The following is a 19,612-nucleotide window of genomic DNA, read 5'->3' on the forward strand; positions in this document are numbered from 1 at the left end:
AAGTGTCATTATGAACACCACTACTAAAACACGCCTGTCGCCTACGCGCGCGGGGTTCAGCATTAAATGCATGACGGCAGCGATTGCCCTGCTGACGGGCAGCGCCGCGTTTGCCGCAGCTACTGGCGGTTTTTCTACCACCGACGGCGGCAGCGCCAGCGGTTCGCAAGCATTCACCGCGACCAGCCTTGACCAGCTCAAAACTATTGTCGCCAATGCAAAAAGTGGCGGTTACCCGGTGGTCATCACTTACACCGGCAACGAAGATTCACTGATCAACCAAATGATCAAAGACCACACCGTCGATTCCTCAGGCAACTGCCCTAACCCGCGCTGGAGTGAGGCTTACCGCTATGTGGAAATCAAGGAAATGACCAAAGGTGTCACCATCATCGGTGCCAATGGTTCCTCCGCGAATTTCGGCATTGTGGTGAACAAATCCAGCAACGTGATTGTGCGTAATATGAAAATCGGCGCGCTCGCCGGTGCCAGCAACGATGCCGATATGATCCGCATCGACAGCGGCAGTAACGTCTGGGTTGACCACAACGAACTGTTTGCCGTGAACAATGAATGTAAAGGCTCACCCGACGGTGACCTGACGTTTGAAAGTGCGATCGACATCAAGAAGGATTCGCACAACGTAACCGTGTCTTACAACGTGATTCGCGACAGCAAAAAAGTCGGCTTGGATGGTTCCAGCAGCAGCGATATCGCCGGTGGTCGCGAGATTACCTTCCACCACAATATCTATCGCAACGTCAGCGCGCGTTTGCCATTGCAACGCGGTGGTTGGACGCACATGTACAACAACTTGTATGACGGCATTACTGATTCCGGTATCAACGTGCGTCAGGCAGGCTATGCGTTGATTGAAAGCAACTGGTTCCAAAATGCGAAAAACCCGGTGACTTGCCGCTACGACAGCAGCAACTGCGGTTTCTGGGATTTGCGCAATAACAACGTTAAATCACCAGCCGATTTTGCGACTTACAACATCACCTGGAGCAGCGGCGGCACCATCGACGCGACCAACTGGACTACCACCGCACCTTTCCCGATTAGCATTCCCTACAGCTACTCGCCCGTTACACCCCAGTGTGTGAAAGACAAACTTGCTAACTATGCGGGCGTCGGTAAAAACAATGCGCAATTGACTGCATCGGCCTGCGGCAATACCAGCTCATCGGTAGCACCTTCGTCCGTTCCAGCCGCAAGTTCAGCGCGTTCATCGGTTCCCAAATCGAGTTCAGCACCGTCAGTGGCCTCATCGAGCAGATCCTCAAGCTCAGTTGCCGTGGTGTCGTCCAGCAGATCGTCAAGTTCGGTTGCCGCTACCGGTTCAATTTCATTAGGCGCGACCGCAACTGGCAACAGCATTGTGCTGAGCTGGACTTCAAATAACCTGACCCTGGGCACACAAGAAGTTTATCGCGATATCGATGCAGAGCCGGCTGGCCGTGTGCGCATTGCGTCATTGTCATCCTCTGCGCGCATGTACACAGATGCAACCGCTGCATCTGGCCAGCAGTATTACTACTGGATCAAAAACACCACTTCCGGTGTTGTCACCAACTCCAATGCCGCCTCTGCAAAAATTGGCGGTACCAGCAGCGCTGCATCCAGCTCAGTGGCGTCCAGCCGTTCCAGCTCATCCACTGGCGCGCCAGTTCTGGGCGGCACCGGCGACTATCCAAGTGGCTTCTCCAAGTGCGCTGATTCGGGTGAGACTTGCACAGTGTCATCAGGTGATGGCTGGGTTGCCTTTGGTCGCAAAGGTAAGTGGGTAACCAAACGCGTATCTGTACCAGGCTCGATTGCCTGTACCGTTGCTGCTTTCGGTTCTGATCCAGGCGGAGCGCCTAACAAGTGCTCTTACAAGCGCTAATTTATTCATCATGCCTGCGAGCGCATGAACTATAGAGCAGCGCAGCTAAATAGCTGCGCTGCTTACTCGCGAAAAAAAAGAAAAGCCCAGGTTATTAATTGGGTTGTCGGTAACCCTTCAAATAATCATTGACGTGATAGGCAAATTGAAGCAGTGCCGGTTTTACGATATATACACTGACAAAATCCAATTGCGCATTAGCGATGGCCTCTTTGTAATTACAGTGTTTGCCTTTACCCGCCATAAAATCGTAATAGTCTACCGCAGGGGAATTAAAGGCAGCCTCGATTTGAAACCCAAAATGCAAGGTGCCGAGCGAAACTCCGTGCATAAAATTTTCAATATAACCAGATTGCAAATTATAAACCCTGCCATTCACATTGATATCGAGCATCACCGACAGTGGTTTGTCATCGAGCCACAGCACCGACAAATCCACGCCATGCCCTGCTGCCGCAAGATTGTTTAAAGCATTGATAATCAATGTGGTATTTCGCGGAAGAAAACAGGGCTCATTCCATCGCTCCCAGTGAAACTGATTTATTAAACCAATAAATTTTTCGGTATCGGGCCAAATATTGGTAATGTGCAGATCACCCAACTCCATTAGTTTGGTGCGTCGGTTGAATAACTTAAGCCGAGTACTGCGGCCAAGGCTTTTCAAATAATTTGTAAAAGTATCATTACGCACATCCACCCCATACGAAGTGGTTTTATCCCTAATCAGCAGCGCAAAATGTTGCTGTGAACAAAAATCCTTAATGATTTCAAACTCGGCTGAATCAAACATTAAATCGGGAATATAAAATTGATGCCAATAATGGCTCAGTGACTCCGCCAACAACGATTTTAATTGTTGCGGATCTTCAAAACAAAAATATTCTCCGCGAATGCTGGGGACAACCCCCGTTGCAACCCCGACGGGAATGAGAGTCCTCAACGGCAGGAAGCGGAATTTATAATCGGTGAAACTGCATAGGCCTGACACCAATGTCTGGGTATTAATATCACCCAGACATTTCAGACGCGGGTGAGTTCCCCAAGCCGTGAGCCAGGCACTCAACCAAGCGGAGGTGCGGAATAATCCAGGGCGGTGATGTTGTGGGAAATAATCGTTCATTTTCTGATGCCTACAATGTTCTTATTTGTAAAATAAAATTCAATGCTACGCATAAGCAACTCCGGCCATAATGATTCGCGCGGAGCGATTTACCGATGTGTATTTAATATTGACCTTGCCATCAATAATTTCACTTAAACTGTTAGTAGAAATAACACCCTCGGAATGTTTGATTAATACGTTATATTCAACTCCTTTACTGATATTGCAAGTATTCAGCAGCGTGCCCGGAATAACGCAAGCGGTACTGATACATATAGCACCGGTCACTGGAAAAGCTTTGTGGGTTTTATAGCGATTGATCACCCGCGCGGTCAGTTCTTTGTGGTCATCCACCATGCGAGTAAAGTCGGCGTAAATAGCTATCTTGATTTGCTTGGCGAGAATAGGGCGATCCAAATGTTGCGATATTAATCCAGCTACTGATTCGCGCAATTGCTCAATAAGATCTTTAAAGGGTTCATTTAAATCCAACAGTTCCGGTTGCTCGTCACCCGTTAAATTAAATTGATCGGCGGGGAAAAAAGCATAGAGCGTACCGCAATCTACAATAGAGCAGCGATAATCTTTATTGTTGATCGTGAGTGTATCCACCGTTTTACCGCTCGGCAGAATTTCTCCAGTAATTGAACCGCCGGGTTCGATAAAGGTTAATTGTATTTCACTGCCCGCGCCCTGGACGCCATCAATTTCCCTGCAATCTTTTATCAATGGCGTCAAATCGGGGCACATTGGAATCAGCGCCTCCAATTTTTTTCCCGTATTCATATTGCGAATACGAATTTTTGTGTGCGGGTATTGGGCGGCTATCAAACCGGTAGCCAATGCAAATATACCTACACCTGAAGCGAGATTACCGCACATGGTCGAGTAATTAATTACACCTTCATCGATACCTACTTCGCCCGATAAATATTCAACGTCCACATCGGGATTATCACTCTGTTTTATCAGCGCTACTTTACTGGTGAGTGGATCGCCGCCCCCCAATCCATTAATCTGGCGCAGATCGGGGCTGCCCATCAACGTGAGGATAATAGCGTCGCGCTGTGTTTTATCACTGGGCAATTCCTGAGTGTTGATGAATAAACCTTTCGTTGTTCCGCCGCGGACAACTGCACATGAAACAGGATGATAGTAAGTCATACCAATTCTCCTTGTGGCGTTTTCTTGAGTACGATGATGTGAATATCCGCCATGGCTCTATAAAGTTTTTTTAACTTCAATGTACTTAAGAACCAGTGAATTAATCGATTGCAGCGCGCGGCCAATTTTCCATCGGAAATGATTTTTTTATTGAACCGCAAAGTACCAAATCCAATTTGGGTTTCATCAATAATGTGCAAGGGGGTCTTGGCAATCTGGGCGATAACTTCCGCACGCGGAATGGAGCGGCCAATGGTCTTGGGCGATGCGGGGCGGCTGCCGAACATGGAACCGGCAAGGGTTTTTGCCAGCATTACCGGATCCATGAACACATCGTTGTAAAAATTGCGATAGGTAACTATGGCTTTACCATTGGGTTTTAAAATGCGATTGATTTCGTGCAATGCTTTTTCAATCGACTCGGCATAACTGATAACACCCAAACAAACCACCATATCAACTGATTCATTCGGTAGTGGAATTTGCTCGCACTCGCCCTGAATCAATGACACTTGCTGCGCCCGGGCACCGAGGTTAGCGCGCGCCAGCTGTAACATATCGGTGGAATAATCCATCCCAATCAGGCGATATTGTTGTGCATCCAACTTAACCAATACAGGTCCTGCGCCGCAGCCGAGATCAAGCACACAGGCACCCGCTGGCGTTTGCGCCTGAATATAACCCACTGAAAAATCGCGGCGCGCACGAAAGCTGAGCGCTTCCACATCAGGTTGTGTGCCGGTATAAATTGCCGACCATTTATGCGCATCTTTGCTATCTGAAAAACGGTTTTGTGCCTGCTCTTTCCATTGCATATAACCACCCGTTAGCCATTGCTACTCCGCAATTGTGTAATTTTTTATTTCATCAGTTTTTTAAATTTCGCTGTAATGAGCGTGGCGATAAAGTGAGCGTAATAACGCAGCGACAATAAAAAATCATCGCGCGCAAAAACCGCATCGGCCTTAATGGATAGCGCCTCTTTAAGCCAGGTTAGCAGCGAGCTTTGACCGATACCGGCCAGTTCGCGCGCGGCCCAAAAATCCATAGACAACCATGCCCAGCGCTCGCCATCTTGCCAATCGGTCACTGGGGGTAGCGGTTGCCCAATCGCGTAAAAATACGCCATCGCTGGTAAATCGACTCCGGCGGCTATGGCGCAGCCCGTGGTGTTGACCGGCCGGCCATTAATTTCAATTAACTTATAAGTTTCAGTAGCAGGATCAAGTTTCCATTCAACGCCGGCAACGCCGTAATAGTTAATCGCCGACAACAGGCGCCTGGATTGATCCAATACGATGGGGTTGTGACAGGATTCGGTCATTGTGCAGTAGCCAAAATCGATCGGACACTGGCGAATTTTTTTGCGGATAAACCAGGAAACAAGTTGATGGTCGGCAGAAAAAAATCCTAAAAAAGTCACCAGCCTATGATCGCGCCCACCAATAATTTCCTGAATCATAAATTCGGTGCCCGGTAAAAATATAGCGCGCGCAACGTTTAATAATTCCTGTGCGGAATCCACCCTGATACCTTTTTTTCCACGCGCGCCCGATTTTGCCGACTGTAATTTCCATTCAAAGGACACATTGGGTTTTATCACGTAGGGATAATTGCCAATGGAGTGCGCCAAGGTTTCTACTTCGGTTAAATCCTGAGGGAAATAGGTTTCTGGAATGGGAATTCCCAGTGACTGTGCGGTTTCATACTGAAAACGTTTGTTATTAATTTTGCCGATAGCATAAGTATCTGGTGCGGGAATCAGAAAATATTTTGCTAATTGGCGATAATACTTACCTACATACCAAGCGCACTCATCAACACAGGGAATTAATACATTATTGCCTGGATAACGCTCCGCCAGAGCATTAAAAAACCCATGCATAAGCTCCACAGGTTCATGGATGTAAGGGCAAAACTCCACACCCGCAACATAGCGCGAGCCGATAATGCCATCGCGCTTATTAGTTGTAACAAGAATTATTTTTATGCCTCTTCGTCCTAGTGAGCGAACTACTGCTAGGGTTGAGAGATTTATCTGCAACCCTCCACCCTGTGAATCACCTATGTGGTTAAACACAATAGCCAGAGGCATGCTCATGACAATTCCTTTTTACTTAAATGTTTACTGTCTTTTTGAAGTTTTTCTGGCTTTTGTTGTCTTGTAACTAAATGAACTAAGCAGAAAAAATTAAATTTCGTCTCTATTTAAAAACTGTAAATTATTTTTTAACTGGGCAATTTTGTGAACAAGTAGATAATCCAATAGCTTAGTAGGTCGCAAACACTCTGTCGCGTTGAACAACAAATTTAAAGGAAATATTCACCTGTATGTGGGGAATTTTTGTTGGTACAGAAAAAATGTCATTCTTGGCTGCATAGCGCACATACCTAATTGGAATTTACAGATGATGCGGTTATGCACTTTATTTTTGTGTTGCCAGCTTAAAACTCTGCAGGATTCAAGAGAGGACGAGGTAGGAAATTGCGGTTACGCTCTAAAACGAAAAAGCCCGGCGAAAGTGCCGGGCTTTTTTTGCAACTAAGGAGTATTACTTCTTGATACCTTCTACTTCCAATTCCAATTGTACGGTTTGCGATGCTGGGCCCAAATCCATTTTCACGTTGAAATCTTTCAGGGTGATAGTGGTTTCACCCGAGAAGCCAGCACGGTAGCCGCCCCATGGGTCTTTACCTTCGCCGACTTTTTCTACTTCGATGGTGATACTTTTGGTCACGCCGTTGAGAGTCAGATCACCAACGATGTCAAATTCATCTTTATCATCCAACACAATTTTTTTGCTGACGAAAGTGGCTTTCGGGAATTTTTCTACGTTCAAAAAATCCGCGCTGCGCAAATGCTTGTCGCGTTCAGCGTGATTGGAGTTAACGCTGCCAGTATCGATAGAGACATTCACGGTGCTCGCTTCGGGTTTCGCAGGGTCGTAAGTGAATTCGCCCGAGAATGTATCAAAACGGCCGGTCAGTACGCTGTAGCCCAAGTGTTTGATTGCAAAATTGATCGAGGCATGTGCGCCTTTGGTATCGATCACATAGGTATCAGCCAGCGCTGGCAAACTCATTACACCAATACTACTCACAGCTAACGCCAGAAACGATTTTTTTAAAGCGGTTTGTTTAAACATAAATAAACTCCTTTGGGAATAATCAGTGTGACTAAAAATTAAAACCGTTGTTGAAACATTTATTACTGTAAATCAGATTTTTTTACCGGTTTCAGCATGCGCACTAAAGTGCGGTCGCGAATAACAAAGTGATGCAACAATGCACCGGCAACATGAAGCGCAACCAATAGGACAATACCCCACGCCAAATATTCGTGTATCGCACCAGCAAGATCGACGTTTTGTGAACTTAATTCAGTGAATACAGGAAATTTAATGAGATTAAACATACTCGCGGGCTGGCCCTCAGCGGTGGTAATTAAATAACCGCTGACTAACACAATAAATACAAATGCGTAGAGGCCGAGCTTGACGAGTTTTGCGGCGAGATTTTGCGCGCGCTTGGCAGAAAGCTCTTCCGGTGTTGGATTAATAATGCGCCAGACAACGCGCACCAACATCAACAGCAACACTACCAAGCCCAAACTGATATGTAATTCCGGGCCTTTGTGATACCAGTCATCGTAATAGCTTAAATCCACCATGTAGATACCGAGGCCGAATAAAAAAAGTATCAACACAGCGCTGACCCAATGGATCGCAATAGAAAGCAAACCGTAACCGTTGCGGGAATCCTTTAACATGCCTTGCCTCTGGTTCTTATTGATCGAAATGCATCAAACAATGTAGCGAAAATAATGTGAACAGAAGATAACAGTAATGCGTATAAATTACAGTACCGCTAGAGTCTAGCGCGCTGCTGACGAAATTATAGATGCGTTCAAGTAAAGAAAGGTTTAACTGGATAAGTTATTGTTTTTCAGTAGCTTATAAAATCATTTTGCGCTGGTGCGCAAGGAGGGACAGAAAACCAATCGAATTTTTCGTTGCTTATGATCAGTATTTCAGTCATTTCACGCCCGCTTTTTACGCAGGGTTTGGTGCATTTTTCAACACTGGCCGCTTGCGCCCCTGCTCATCGATAGCGACATAGACATATTCACCCTGGGTGACCTGGCTGATTTGATGGGTGAGAAAATCTTTAATCCAGACTTCCACTTTCACACGGATTGACGTGTTGCCAATACGCAGGGTGCTGGTGTAGCAACTGATAATGGCACCTACCGGCACCGGCCGCATAAACACCATACTGCTGACCGCCACTGTAGTCACTCTGCCTTGCGAGACTTCATTGGCATGAATCGCCCCCGCGATATCCATCTGCGCCATCACCCAACCACCAAAAATATCGCCGAAGGGATTGGTATCGGCGGGCATAGTGATGGTTTGCAAGGCGATAGTGCCAGTGGGTGTCACATTAAATGTTTGCATAATGGATTGATCTCGGAGTGGCAGAACGAGAGTATAGCCCTGATTCGCGCGGGATTTATATCTGTGCGTGGGCTGGACTTAATTGACCGGCGTGCTGCTCATAACTGGCCAGTGAAACCTGAAAGGTGTGGTTAAACTGCTGGCGGAATTGACAACTGGAAGCGCAGAACTAACAGAATCCGCGGTCTAAAACCCGGATTCTGTTAGATAAGGGAATCAAATTTATGGGCTAATTGCCTTAACTTTAAGTCGCTCCAATCTATTCGACCATAATGGCATCATTAGCAAGACGAGAATTAAAGAAATAAACACATGATACTTTACATCAAAAAACACTAATACCTTATCAATTAAAAAACAAAAGAATAATGAAACCACATATCCAATCCATAAACTTGTGGTTGTAGGCTCTAACAGAATTTCGCATTTCTCACATTTATAATTACGAGAGGAGAAAATAAACCATCCGGATTTTGAATCTAAGTGACTACCGCAGACCGGACAATTTCTTTGGTAATTTAATTTGATAGACACTTTTTTTCTTCCTCGCATTTCTTTTTGCAATGAATATATGGAGCCAAAATATTGCATGATCTCTCTACAACTGGACCAAATCTATCAAACTTGGTTAATGCAATTGCAGCACCACCAAATCCTATACAGGTGTAGCCAATATAGCTGGGAACATCTATTTCTTCAGTAGGCAAGCAAGCTCTTATGCACGGCAGTAAGGATGCATCATTATTAGCTGCAGGAAATGCAGAGTTATCACCAGTAGGTGAATAAGTAGACGGGTATGGATTACCTGGACTTACGCCATCACATTGTTGTCCAATCGGATTTCCACTGTTATCAAAAAGTGGCTTACATTTCAAACCAAGAGGATCAGAGAAACTCAAGGGATTCCCCCCGACATACGCATAAGTATTAATCCCACCACCTAACCCAATCGGATCACTCTCAATATATCTACCGATGGATGGATCATAATCCCGAAAGTAGTTGTAATACAGCCCTGTCTCGGTATCCAGATATTGGCCTGGAAAGCGGCTGAATAATTCGATGGAGTTGGTTTGATTTGCGGCGAGTTTGCCGAAGGGTTCGTAGTCACCCATCCATACAACTTGCTGGTTTGCATCAGTTACTACTTGTGGAGTATTTAAATGATCGCTGTGGATGTAATACACAACGCCATTATTGACCAATGCAATTTGTTGATCGCCCCAGTAGATATATTCACGCAGCGTTGCGCCTGTGCCATCAGTCACGGAAATTAAATGACCCGCTTCGTCGTAGTGATAGATTTCTTTTGTGCCATTTGCCAGTGTTTTTACCGTGCGTTGACCCAAAGGGTTGTAGCTGTAACTTGCAGCTAAAGCATTGTTCACACTCACATCGGCAAGGCGATTGGCATTATTGAAATTAAATGTTTGTGTAGTGTTATCAGCCGCTGTCCGGTTGATTGGATTTCCAGCGGAATCATAAGTAAAGTCACGGTTGCCGCTGGAGCGTTCAATCTTGTTCAGACGGTTGCTGTTGGTGGGGTAGATATAGGTATCAGTCACACCATTGCGGGTTTCGGTTAAGCGATTGCCAACCGAATCGTAAGTATAACCAAGGTTGCCATAACCACCTGAGGAGCTAATTAGCCGATTAAGTTGGTCGTAACCAATCGTCTGATTCTTTGCGCTATTTAATCCATCATTAACGCTGGTGATGTTATTGACTGGATCATATCCATAAGTGCGATTCAACAAACCGCCTACCTGTATATCTGTGAGGCGATAATTTTGATCGTAGAGCTGACTGTGATTTAAACCGTTGCCATAGGTATAGGTATTGGCCGGACCAAAGGGCAGATAATTGGCATTCTCTATAATAATTTGTTCATTAGCGGTTGCATTGACTTGTGTAGTAATGCTGGTGATGCGCGCCAAATCATCCAGATGGTAATTGATTACCCTGCCTGAGGGATAAATAACGCTGGTCAGGTTGCCTGCATCATCATAATGATATTCCGTTGATGAGAAAGTATTGCTGACTTGGGTATATTTTTTAAAGATTAACCCTTGGGCGTTATAAACATAATCAAGATGGATATCGTCTCTAACAATGCCAGTGAGCCTTCCAATGCCGTAATTGTCATTCGCCGTATTGTCATAGACATAAGTGATATTTTCGCTTGGCATTGCAGCATATTCGACAGAGGTCAGACGGTTTAGATCATCGTATCCGTAATCAACCGTTATACCGCGAGCATCGATACTTTGTGTGCGATTACCAAGAGCGTCATAACTGTGTGTGGTTGTGCCTGTGTCAGGGCTGATTTGCCCGATGAGATCACCGAAAGCGTTGTAGCTATAGATGGTCGAATTGCCTTTTGGATCTTTAACGCTGGTTAAATTCCCTTGCGCATCGTAACCGTGTTCGGTTTTTCCATTGAGCGGATTGGTAATAATTTTAAGGCGATTTAATGCATCAAAACTAAACGCAGTTGAGTAGGTGTTAGCATCTACCTCGCCAGTAAGATTGCCACGCGCATCATATAAATACGTGCTTCCCTGGTTGCTGGTGTTCAAGGTATTTTTCAGGCGCGATAATGCGTCATACACATTTTCTTTTACGTAGGTTATATCGCCAGTAGCGTTTTTTATGCGTTCGAACCGCACATTGCTTTCTACATCATACTCATACGTCATTTTATCGCCGAGTGAACTTTCAATTTCAGTCAGGCGTTTAGCTAAATCGTAGTGATAGGTAATCGCTACGCCATTGGGTAAGACGCTGCCCGTTCGATTTCCATTCAAATCATAGCTATAGGTTGTTACTTTGTTATCAATCGACTGGGTGAGGATGCGGCCACGCGCGTCGTAGGTGAATTCGGTTTTTATACCGTTTGCATCGGTCATTTCCAAGAGTCGCCCATTGCGGTCATAGCGAGTAAATTCAGTTACATGACCCAATGCGTTGGTGATTTTCTTTAAATCGCCCAGCGTCCAATCTGTTCCGGTGGCCTCATAATATTCACGCGTTTCTTCGGGTGAATCTGCTGCGGTGCGCGAGAAGGTGAGTTGTTGGCCTTTGTTGTTGTAAGTATAAAATTCGTGACGTGAGGCCAGTGTGTTGTCCAGCGTTGCATTGTCGCCTGCAGCACCATTAGCGTCCGTTGTTGCTTGCTGTATTTTGTGACAAAGCAATGGCAAGGCTAAAGGAGTGCAGTTAGCTATAGCATTATTATTAAAGGGGTCTACATCACCATTGTAAATGAAGGTAGTAATTAATTTAGGCTCGGATTTTTTTATCGGTTTACGATGTTGGCTATGCCACTGGGTAGTAATTTTGCGAATACCAGCTGCTAACGCAGTATTAACGGGAAGATAATTCGTGTAGTTTCCACTTGGGATGCCCTCAACACGCACGGTTTCCAATGCGCGCGCAGAGTCGTAGGCGAATTGCATCATGTGGCCGTTGAAATTGGTTTCTGTTTTTTTCAAACCATCGGTGTAATAGGTTGCTGATTGTGTTGCAGCGGCACAACCGCTACCGGCTGGTTGATTAGTGCTGGTAACCAGCTTTGTACCGTTGCTCAATACTGTATTGAAATAGTAAGTACGCGTTGAGTTCAATCCGTCGGTGACTTGGGTGTAATTTGAATTGTGTGTCATGGTGCGTTTGAAGGAACCCAGTGCACCTTCGGTAGAGACAGCCTTCCCATTCATATATTTGTAAATCCCTATGTTGTTTCCATAAGAATCTGATTTTCCGGTGAGCATTCTATAGCTATTGTTGCCCGTAATATTCTGAGTGGTGTTGTAGCTGTAGCTAATGCTCTCCCCATTAGGCCAGGTAATTTTACTAAGAAGCTGAAAAAAGGAGTGCTGGCCATTTGCGATAAAGGACAGTGTCTCGTATTCGTAAGTGATCTGCTGGCCATCGGGCAATGTCACCGATGCTAGCCGAAATTCTTCATCATAGTGATAGTGTAAGCTTCTGCCAAAAGAATCTGTTTGCGATAATAGTTGTTGACCAGAATAAGAATAAGATAGCCAGCGGCCATCAGTAAATTCGGTACGCAATAGGTTTCCAGACGAAGAGAAATAGGATTTGTTGCCGGACGCATCCGAGAAAATCCAGCCCTCAGTGTTAGGAGCAGTACCAGAAGCGAGCGCAATACTTGTTTTCTTGCCCATTAGTCCATCAGCTTTTAAAACTCCATTTGTAGGAGTTATACGATAGCGATGGCGGCCATCGGAGAGATACATAGTTTCTGGCAAAGAAGAAGTAATAGAAACTGGGTCTACGTGGGTGTACTCAACTAGGCTCATAGGAGATTCGGGTTCTAAGCTATAGCGCTTACGCGAACTAATGACTACATAATCAGAAGGATCATCTTTAAATGTCAGTTTATACCGAGGGCGGAAGTTCCAGCCTCTATGTTGGCTCATATAAAAACGTTGAATTTTTAGAAGGCCATCAGGTGTCGAAAAGTCCGTTTCCTCTTCAAATTTATCACCTGTGCCTATGTTGATAGGGTTGCCATCTGCTGGGCAGGATTCTGGTTCTATCTTTACGCACTCAGTAGTATAGTTTGGTGCTTGTCCTCCACCTCTGCTGCCAAAAGTATCTGGACAGCTCAAAGTTAGGCTTGCACCAAGACCGCCAGTACTGCGTTGGACTATGGTTTCAGGGGAGGAAGAAGAGGGCTTGCTCGCAGTTTCGGATATTCGTGGAAGACTGTAATAAACAGGTAACCCATTTTGAGTTTGTGGAATCGCTGATGATGGTATCGGTGCCGTAATAGTATAATTTGTGCAGTTATAGCCGCCTGTGACCACGTTGGGAGAGGCTCTGCATTTAGCGTACTGCGCTGCATGTGCGCTATTAATATTGCTAATCAACTCATCAATAGAAGAAAATCTTTGTCTATCTCCGCCCGTCAATGAGTAGCTCACACTAGGGTTAGTTACTACTTCATCTGCAATTGCAGCCAAGGACGCTGTTAAAAACATCACAGTACTTAAATATTTCGAAAACACTTTTATAGCCTTCATAAACTTCTCCATTTTTTGAAAGAGCCTATGCTAGCAAATTATCTTTGCGAGATTATGTTTTGTAGTTCTGCTTTATGTTTGGCAACCCGAATAGGTAAAAAAATGCCCACGATAATATTTTTTGGCACCTAAATAAACAAAGAGAGCGAAGAGTTTTTGAGAGGGATGAACGTTTTAAAAAAAACGACTGCACCAACGGCACAGTCGTTTTAGTGTTACTTAACTATATTGACGCTATTACTGAAACTACAGAATACCCACTACACCCGGTACCGCTGTCCAGGTTTTACCCAGTGCATCGACAAAGGTAATGTCGAGTAGATAACCGCTATCGGTCGCGGGTAAGTCGATAGTGCGAATTAAATTGCCCATGAAATAAAACGGCATTTCCTCGTCATCACCGCTGGTATCTACCGTGAAGTTGCCGCTAAAATTTTGTATTGTGGTTGTACCGTCCAGACTTTTTACTTTGATCTGTGCACTCATAGGGAAGGTATCGAAGTTGCTATAAGCCATCAGGGTCAGAGCCTTAGTTGCCGGATCATACATACCGGTAACTACCGGTTGGCTGTGTTTAATCACTTCGGTTTTCATCACTACCTGAGCGCCGTTATCACTCAACTCATCAGAATCGAGATTGCCATCTATCCGTGTAACCTGCATGGGTTCTTCATCAGGCTGCGCGATCAATGCAGCAAAATTCAAAATAGTGTATTCGCCGCCGCACGGCAGGTTTAGGCGATAATTTCCTTGCGTGTTGCTGGTAGTAAAATCAAAACCAAATACCGACGAATTTTGGCCAGTAAATCCGTAGACAAAATTGCGATTGACCGGTGCACCACTTTCATAAATAAAGTTGCCGCTCACTTCACACAGCTGGGGACGTGTTAGAACTAATTGCTGCACAGGGCTATTAACACAATTGGTTGAGAGTGTGACCTTGTGGGTCACATAACCAAATTCACTTTCATCAAAGAAAATAACCTCAGCTTCCAAATCAGGGGCCATGTTGGATTGGGCGATACGAATGCTGGCATTTCCGTTGCTATCAGTAGTGAAAAAACTTGAAGCAAAATTAAAATTGTCATCGTTATCCATCACAAAACCATTGATACCGGTGAGTGCCTGGCCATCAGGATTTTTTAGTTGGATGTTTGCGCAATAATCCGTAGGTTGGTTAAACGCCAGCGGATAATCAAGGTTCCACCATTCGCGTTGAAAAATTTCATTGGTAACTAAAATTTCCAAGGTAAATATTTCAGTGGCGCAATTAAATACCGTTTGCGTTGCGGGAACCTGCTGAGCTGCTTCATTATACAGCGTGCCTTGGCCAATCAAATCCCACAGACCACTGGCAGGATTGTAGGTATACACCGGGATTTGAAAACCAGACTGGTTAGGCGCGCTATCGCCCAAACTTTCCAGGAGCGCACAACTTTGCGGCGGGATTTGATAATTAATCAGAACGGGTTCTTCCGCAATAGCTTTCTGGTTGCCACCGGCTTTAGCTATTTTTTGCTGGCGCGCTTTGCGCATCGCCGTCACCAGCGTTTCATTGTTATTGGTTTTGATTTCGGCAAAATTAAAACCAACCGAGGCTAATTGATTGCCATCAGAGTCCGCGTAGGCACCCGGGAAAAATTCAGCATCTTCCGGGCTATTGGGATCAAACGTGCGCACCGCAACATCCAGTGAACTGGTGTCGTCGGGTAATAGGGATTGTGGGATGTTAATCAGCAGGCTATTGCTCTGCTGATCGTCATCAGCGCTGACCTGAATATTAAAACCGGATAACTCCAGACCGGATGCTGTAGTCGCGGTGCCAGCCACTACGGTTTGCACTGGAATTGCTTGCAGTTTTGCATCCAGATTAATTTGATTTTCTGCGTCGAGTTTACGCGCAAAAGAGGTGTAGCCCGGTGCGCTGACATTCACTGCAATGCTGGTAGCGCCAGCACCACTCAGGTCTGCACTGAAGCGCAACTCATCGCTGCTGCTGTAGTCACTCGCGATAGGCGTGGTGCTTGCCAACACCTGCTCATTTTTATCCAGAAGATGCACCGTGACTTGCACCTGGTTTTCATCCAGCGTACTGGCATCGCCATCGGTGGTGAAACCATTAATAGTGCCATTAATTTTTACCAACACCGTTGCGGTGGAAGCTGAGCTCGATGACACTGCAGTTGACGATGGTGCTATCGATGAAAGTGCTGTTGATGATGGCGCCATCGAAGAAGGTACAGCACTAGTCGTCAACGAACTGGTTACTGCAGAGCTTATCGCGATTGAGCTGGCAGTCATTGAACTACTAGATGCAGCGCTGGAACGGTTTGCGGGTTTGTCATCACCACCGCCACCACATGCAGCGAGGGTGAGTGCAGTTATGACTGCACTGAAACGTAATAGAGGTAACATAAAATTCTCCCTGTGATAAATAAAAATTCCCTGCTTAGCGCAATGACTGCGACTAAACCAGAAAGCGGCAAGTTTGTGTTGGATTAACTGAATCGAAACTGAAAACACGGCAAGCTATGACGTTAATGAGATTCACATCACATTAACGACACAGAGTAAATTCGGCATTGCGGTTAACCGATATACGGCGTAAATCGTCGCATATTGGTTTGCGCGAAGTTGTTAAAAAATGTGTTACATCTGCTCCGGCAACCACGTCACCAAACCTGGCCAGACCGACATTGCACACAGCAAGAGCAATTGCAAAATAATAAACGGAATAACGCCGCGATATATTTCGCTGGTCTTGATGCTCGCCGGCGCAACGCCGCGCAAGTAAAACAAGGCGAAACCAAAGGGTGGGGTGAGGAATGAGGTTTGTAAATTCACCGCAATCATAATACCTAGCCAAATTGGGTCTACACCCATGGCGAGCAATACTGGGCCAACGATCGGTACTACGACAAAAATAATTTCGATAAAGTCGAGAATAAAACCCAATAGGAACATCACCAACATCACCAGGAAGACGGCCGTGAAAACACCACCGGGTAGCTGACTGAAAAAACTATGCACTAGCTCTTCGCCACCAAAACCGCGAAATACCAAAGAGAACAGTGATGCGCCGATTAAAATCATAAAAATCATGGCGCTGATTTGAATGGTAGAACGGCTCACTTCGCGCAGGCGCGCGACATTGAATTGTTTTTTCCACAGCGCCAACAAGCAGGCACCCAATGCGCCAACGCCAGCTGCTTCTGTTGGTGTGGCGGCGCCAATTAAAATCGAGCCCAGCACCAGACCGATAAGCAGCATCACTGGCAACAAGCTCAGCAACACACGTATAAATGAAACCTGCTCTTCTGCTTCATCGATTTGAATGCGCGGCACAATATTAGGGCGCAACCAAGCGGTGAAGAAAACGTAGAGCATATAAAGTGCAACCAATGCCAAACCGGGCACTATGGCGGCAATAAATAAATCGCCTACCGAAATGGTTTTGGGGCTGAAAACCCCGAGCTTTAATTGCGCTTGTTGATAGGCGCTGGAGAGTACGTCGCCAAGCAGTACCAGTACAATCGACGGTGGAATAATTTGCCCGAGCGTGCCCGTTGCGCAAATAGTGCCGCAGGCAAAACTTGGGGCGTAACCGCGTTTTAACATCAGTGGCAACGACATTAACCCCATAGTGACCACAGTTGCGCCAACAATACCGGTGCTGGCGGCGAGCATGGCGCCCACCAGAACTACCGAAATACCCAATCCACCAGGCAAGCGCCCGCAAGCTTTGGACATATTCTCTAACAAATCTTCTGCCAGCCGCGATTTTTCCAAAATGCCGCCCATAAACACAAACAGCGGCACTGCAACAAGCGTGTAATTATTCATGATGCCGTAGAGGCGCGATGGAAAACTTTTTAATAAATTTGGATCAAAAATGCCGCCAACAATACCGAAGGCGGCAAACGCCAAGGCAACACCGCCGAGCGTAAAAGCAACCGGGTAGCCGAGCATTAAAAAAATGCAGATGGCGGCAAACATAAACAGCGGAATTAATTCAATTAGCATGATGCACCCTCCGCTGCCGGTGCAATGTTCATTAACACCAGTAACCCGCGCAACAGTTCTGCGATGGCTTGCAAACTGACGCTAACTGCCATAATCGGCAACAGGGTTTTTAATAGATACACTCCACCAATACCACCCGAGTCGGTTGAACCCTCGTTAACTCGCCAGCTCTCTTGCACAAACTCCAGACTGCCCCAACCGATAAAAATCATCAGCGGCAGCGTGAACAATAAACTGCCCAACACCTCCACCCAGGCACGCGCCCGTAGCGACATTTTTTTATGCACTATATCCACGCGCACATGGCCATCATTTTTTAATGTGTAGGCAGCGCCGAGCATAAATACGGCGGCGTGCATGTAGGTAACCGATTCTTGCAGGGCGATTGAACCTATACCGAATAAATGGCGCAAGCCGACGACGATGCAGGCAATGATGACCATAATGCCAGTGAGCCAAGCCGTGGTGGTGCCGGTAAACTCAGCGATGGTATCGAGCCAGCGAACAATGGGATTGGGCGATGAGGATATAGACGTATTATTCATGGATTGGATTTTATCGGATTGGTGTGGCGGCGATTATACGCAAAGGCTTAATCGCCGCCGTGTTTTTATTGTTGTGATACAGGTTGTGCCGCAGAAAAATTAATTACTGCAATTTGCCTAGCTTGGCATTGGCAGCTTGGCCAATTTCACCACCACCTTGCGCTGCCTGTTGATAATATTGCTGCGCTTGCGCGCGATTGCCTTTAGCAAGTGAGACTTCACCTAAATAGTAGGCAGCAATCTGCGTGGGTAAATAGCGCTGACCGGTAAGCAAATCTTTCTCCGCCATATCGTTTTTGCCCAATTGGCTATAGGCAATTCCGCGAAATACATAGGGCTTGAAATATTTGGGATTGGCTTGCACCGCACGATCCAACGCCGCAACAGCTTCGCTGGTTTTATCTTGCTGCAACAGCAGTTGGCCTTTCATCTCCCAGAATAAATTTTCTTTCGGTTGCTGGGCGATGGATTGGTCAACGTAGGCGAGTGCATCGATATATTTTTTCTCGCCCGCCAGTTTCTGCGCTTTTTGATAATTGGCGTAGGCTTTTTTATCTTTGGTCACTTGCGCCATGGCACGTTGGAAGGCTTCTTTATTGCGCACACCACCGGGGTATTTAGCTGCATGTTGGCGATTTTTGCTTACACGCTCTTGTGAGGGTGGATGGCTGGCAAACAAGCCTTCGATAAATCCGGCGTTTTTCCCTTCTGATAATTTCACAAAAATTTCCTGCAGCTCGACTGCCGCTTGCGCATCGTAGCCCGCTTTGGCCATGTACTTCATGCCCACTTCGTCGGACTCCAATTCATGGGAGCGACCATATTTCGCTTTCCATGCCTGTGAGCCAACAGCCAATGCCCCCACCCCCAGAGCACCGTACTCGGACTTTTTCTCCGCAATCGCGACACCGGCGATCAACACACCCGCCCCCATCAATACATTCTGGGTTTGCTGTTGGGCACCGTGGCGCGCAGCGGCGTGCACAATTTCATGGCCCATTACGGCCGCAAGTTGGGCTTCATCTTCCAGATAGACCAACAGGCCGCGGTTGATCGCAAGCTTTCCGCCAGGCATCGCCCAGGCGTTGGGTACATCGTTATTGAGCACGACAAATTCGTAGGGCAGGTTGGGGCGGTCGCTCACCGCGGCGAGTTTTTTACCCACTTGCTGCACATAAGCTGTCAAACCGGGATCAACCACATACTGGCCCCCCTGGGATTGTTGCGCGGGCACATAGTTTTGGGCGCCGGATGCAATCTCCTGCTCGGGCGACATCAGAGAGACCTGACTTTTACCGGTCACCGGGTTGACCACACAGCCGGTCAAAGACCATGCGAGGGCACTGATAGCGAGAATTGGGGAAAGTAATTTCATAACAGGA

General features: G+C 46.3%; 13 protein-coding genes. 1 reads left to right on the top strand and 12 read right to left on the bottom strand.

Going from position 1 to position 19,612, the window contains the following annotated elements:
• Positions 1-10 precede the first annotated feature (10 nt).
• Entirely contained in the window at positions 11-1,888 is a 1,878-nt protein-coding gene (locus J2X05_RS16940; protein WP_310074699.1) for a pectate lyase family protein, read from the top strand.
• A gap of 94 nt (positions 1,889-1,982) precedes the next feature.
• Here J2X05_RS16940 and J2X05_RS16945 read toward each other — a convergent pair whose 3' ends face one another.
• The 12 genes from J2X05_RS16945 to J2X05_RS17000 form a co-directional block, all read right to left on the bottom strand.
• A complete protein-coding gene (locus tag J2X05_RS16945; protein ID WP_310074701.1) occupies positions 1,983-3,008 on the bottom strand; it encodes a GNAT family N-acetyltransferase in 1,026 nt (341 codons plus the stop codon).
• A 45-nt stretch (positions 3,009-3,053) separates the two neighbouring features.
• On the bottom strand, positions 3,054-4,154 hold the full coding sequence (locus tag J2X05_RS16950; protein ID WP_310074702.1) for a PrpF domain-containing protein: 1,101 nt from the start codon (positions 4,152-4,154) through the stop codon (positions 3,054-3,056).
• On the bottom strand, positions 4,151-4,969 hold the full coding sequence (locus J2X05_RS16955; protein WP_310074703.1) for a class I SAM-dependent methyltransferase: 819 nt from the start codon (positions 4,967-4,969) through the stop codon (positions 4,151-4,153). Before J2X05_RS16955 ends, J2X05_RS16950 begins: the two co-directional genes overlap by 4 nt.
• A 44-nt stretch (positions 4,970-5,013) precedes the next feature.
• Entirely contained in the window at positions 5,014-6,255 is a 1,242-nt protein-coding gene (locus tag J2X05_RS16960; RefSeq protein WP_310074705.1) for a carboxylate--amine ligase, read from the bottom strand.
• Positions 6,256-6,706: 451 nt separating this feature from the next.
• The gene (locus J2X05_RS16965; RefSeq protein WP_310074706.1) at positions 6,707-7,300 is read right to left on the bottom strand and encodes a YceI family protein; all 594 of its coding nucleotides are present in this window, start codon (positions 7,298-7,300) and stop codon (positions 6,707-6,709) included.
• 62 nt (positions 7,301-7,362) lie between these two features.
• A complete protein-coding gene (locus tag J2X05_RS16970; protein ID WP_310074708.1) occupies positions 7,363-7,923 on the bottom strand; it encodes a cytochrome b in 561 nt (186 codons plus the stop codon).
• A 283-nt stretch (positions 7,924-8,206) separates the two neighbouring features.
• Entirely contained in the window at positions 8,207-8,611 is a 405-nt protein-coding gene (locus J2X05_RS16975; RefSeq protein WP_310074710.1) for an acyl-CoA thioesterase, read from the bottom strand.
• Positions 8,612-9,129: 518 nt separating this feature from the next.
• Positions 9,130-13,662 carry an RHS repeat-associated core domain-containing protein gene (locus tag J2X05_RS16980; RefSeq protein ID WP_310074712.1) on the bottom strand — a complete coding sequence of 1,511 codons (4,533 nt, stop codon included), beginning with the start codon at positions 13,660-13,662 and terminating at the stop codon, positions 9,130-9,132.
• A 246-nt stretch (positions 13,663-13,908) separates the two neighbouring features.
• Positions 13,909-16,077 (bottom strand): hypothetical protein, encoded by a 2,169-nt coding sequence (locus tag J2X05_RS16985; protein ID WP_310074713.1) that lies wholly within the window; start codon positions 16,075-16,077, stop codon positions 13,909-13,911.
• A gap of 234 nt (positions 16,078-16,311) precedes the next feature.
• The gene (locus J2X05_RS16990) at positions 16,312-17,685 is read right to left on the bottom strand and encodes a TRAP transporter large permease (protein ID WP_310074715.1); all 1,374 of its coding nucleotides are present in this window, start codon (positions 17,683-17,685) and stop codon (positions 16,312-16,314) included.
• On the bottom strand, positions 17,679-18,230 hold the full coding sequence (locus J2X05_RS16995) for a TRAP transporter small permease subunit (RefSeq protein ID WP_310074717.1): 552 nt from the start codon (positions 18,228-18,230) through the stop codon (positions 17,679-17,681). The genes J2X05_RS16990 and J2X05_RS16995 overlap by 7 nt, the downstream gene beginning before the upstream one ends.
• A gap of 103 nt (positions 18,231-18,333) precedes the next feature.
• Positions 18,334-19,605: a M48 family metalloprotease gene (locus tag J2X05_RS17000; RefSeq protein WP_310074719.1), complete on the bottom strand. Its 1,272-nt coding sequence runs from the start codon at positions 19,603-19,605 to the stop codon at positions 18,334-18,336.
• Positions 19,606-19,612 lie beyond the last annotated feature (7 nt).

This window comes from Cellvibrio fibrivorans, assembly GCF_031457055.1.
Taxonomy (GTDB): domain Bacteria; phylum Pseudomonadota; class Gammaproteobacteria; order Pseudomonadales; family Cellvibrionaceae; genus Cellvibrio; species Cellvibrio fibrivorans.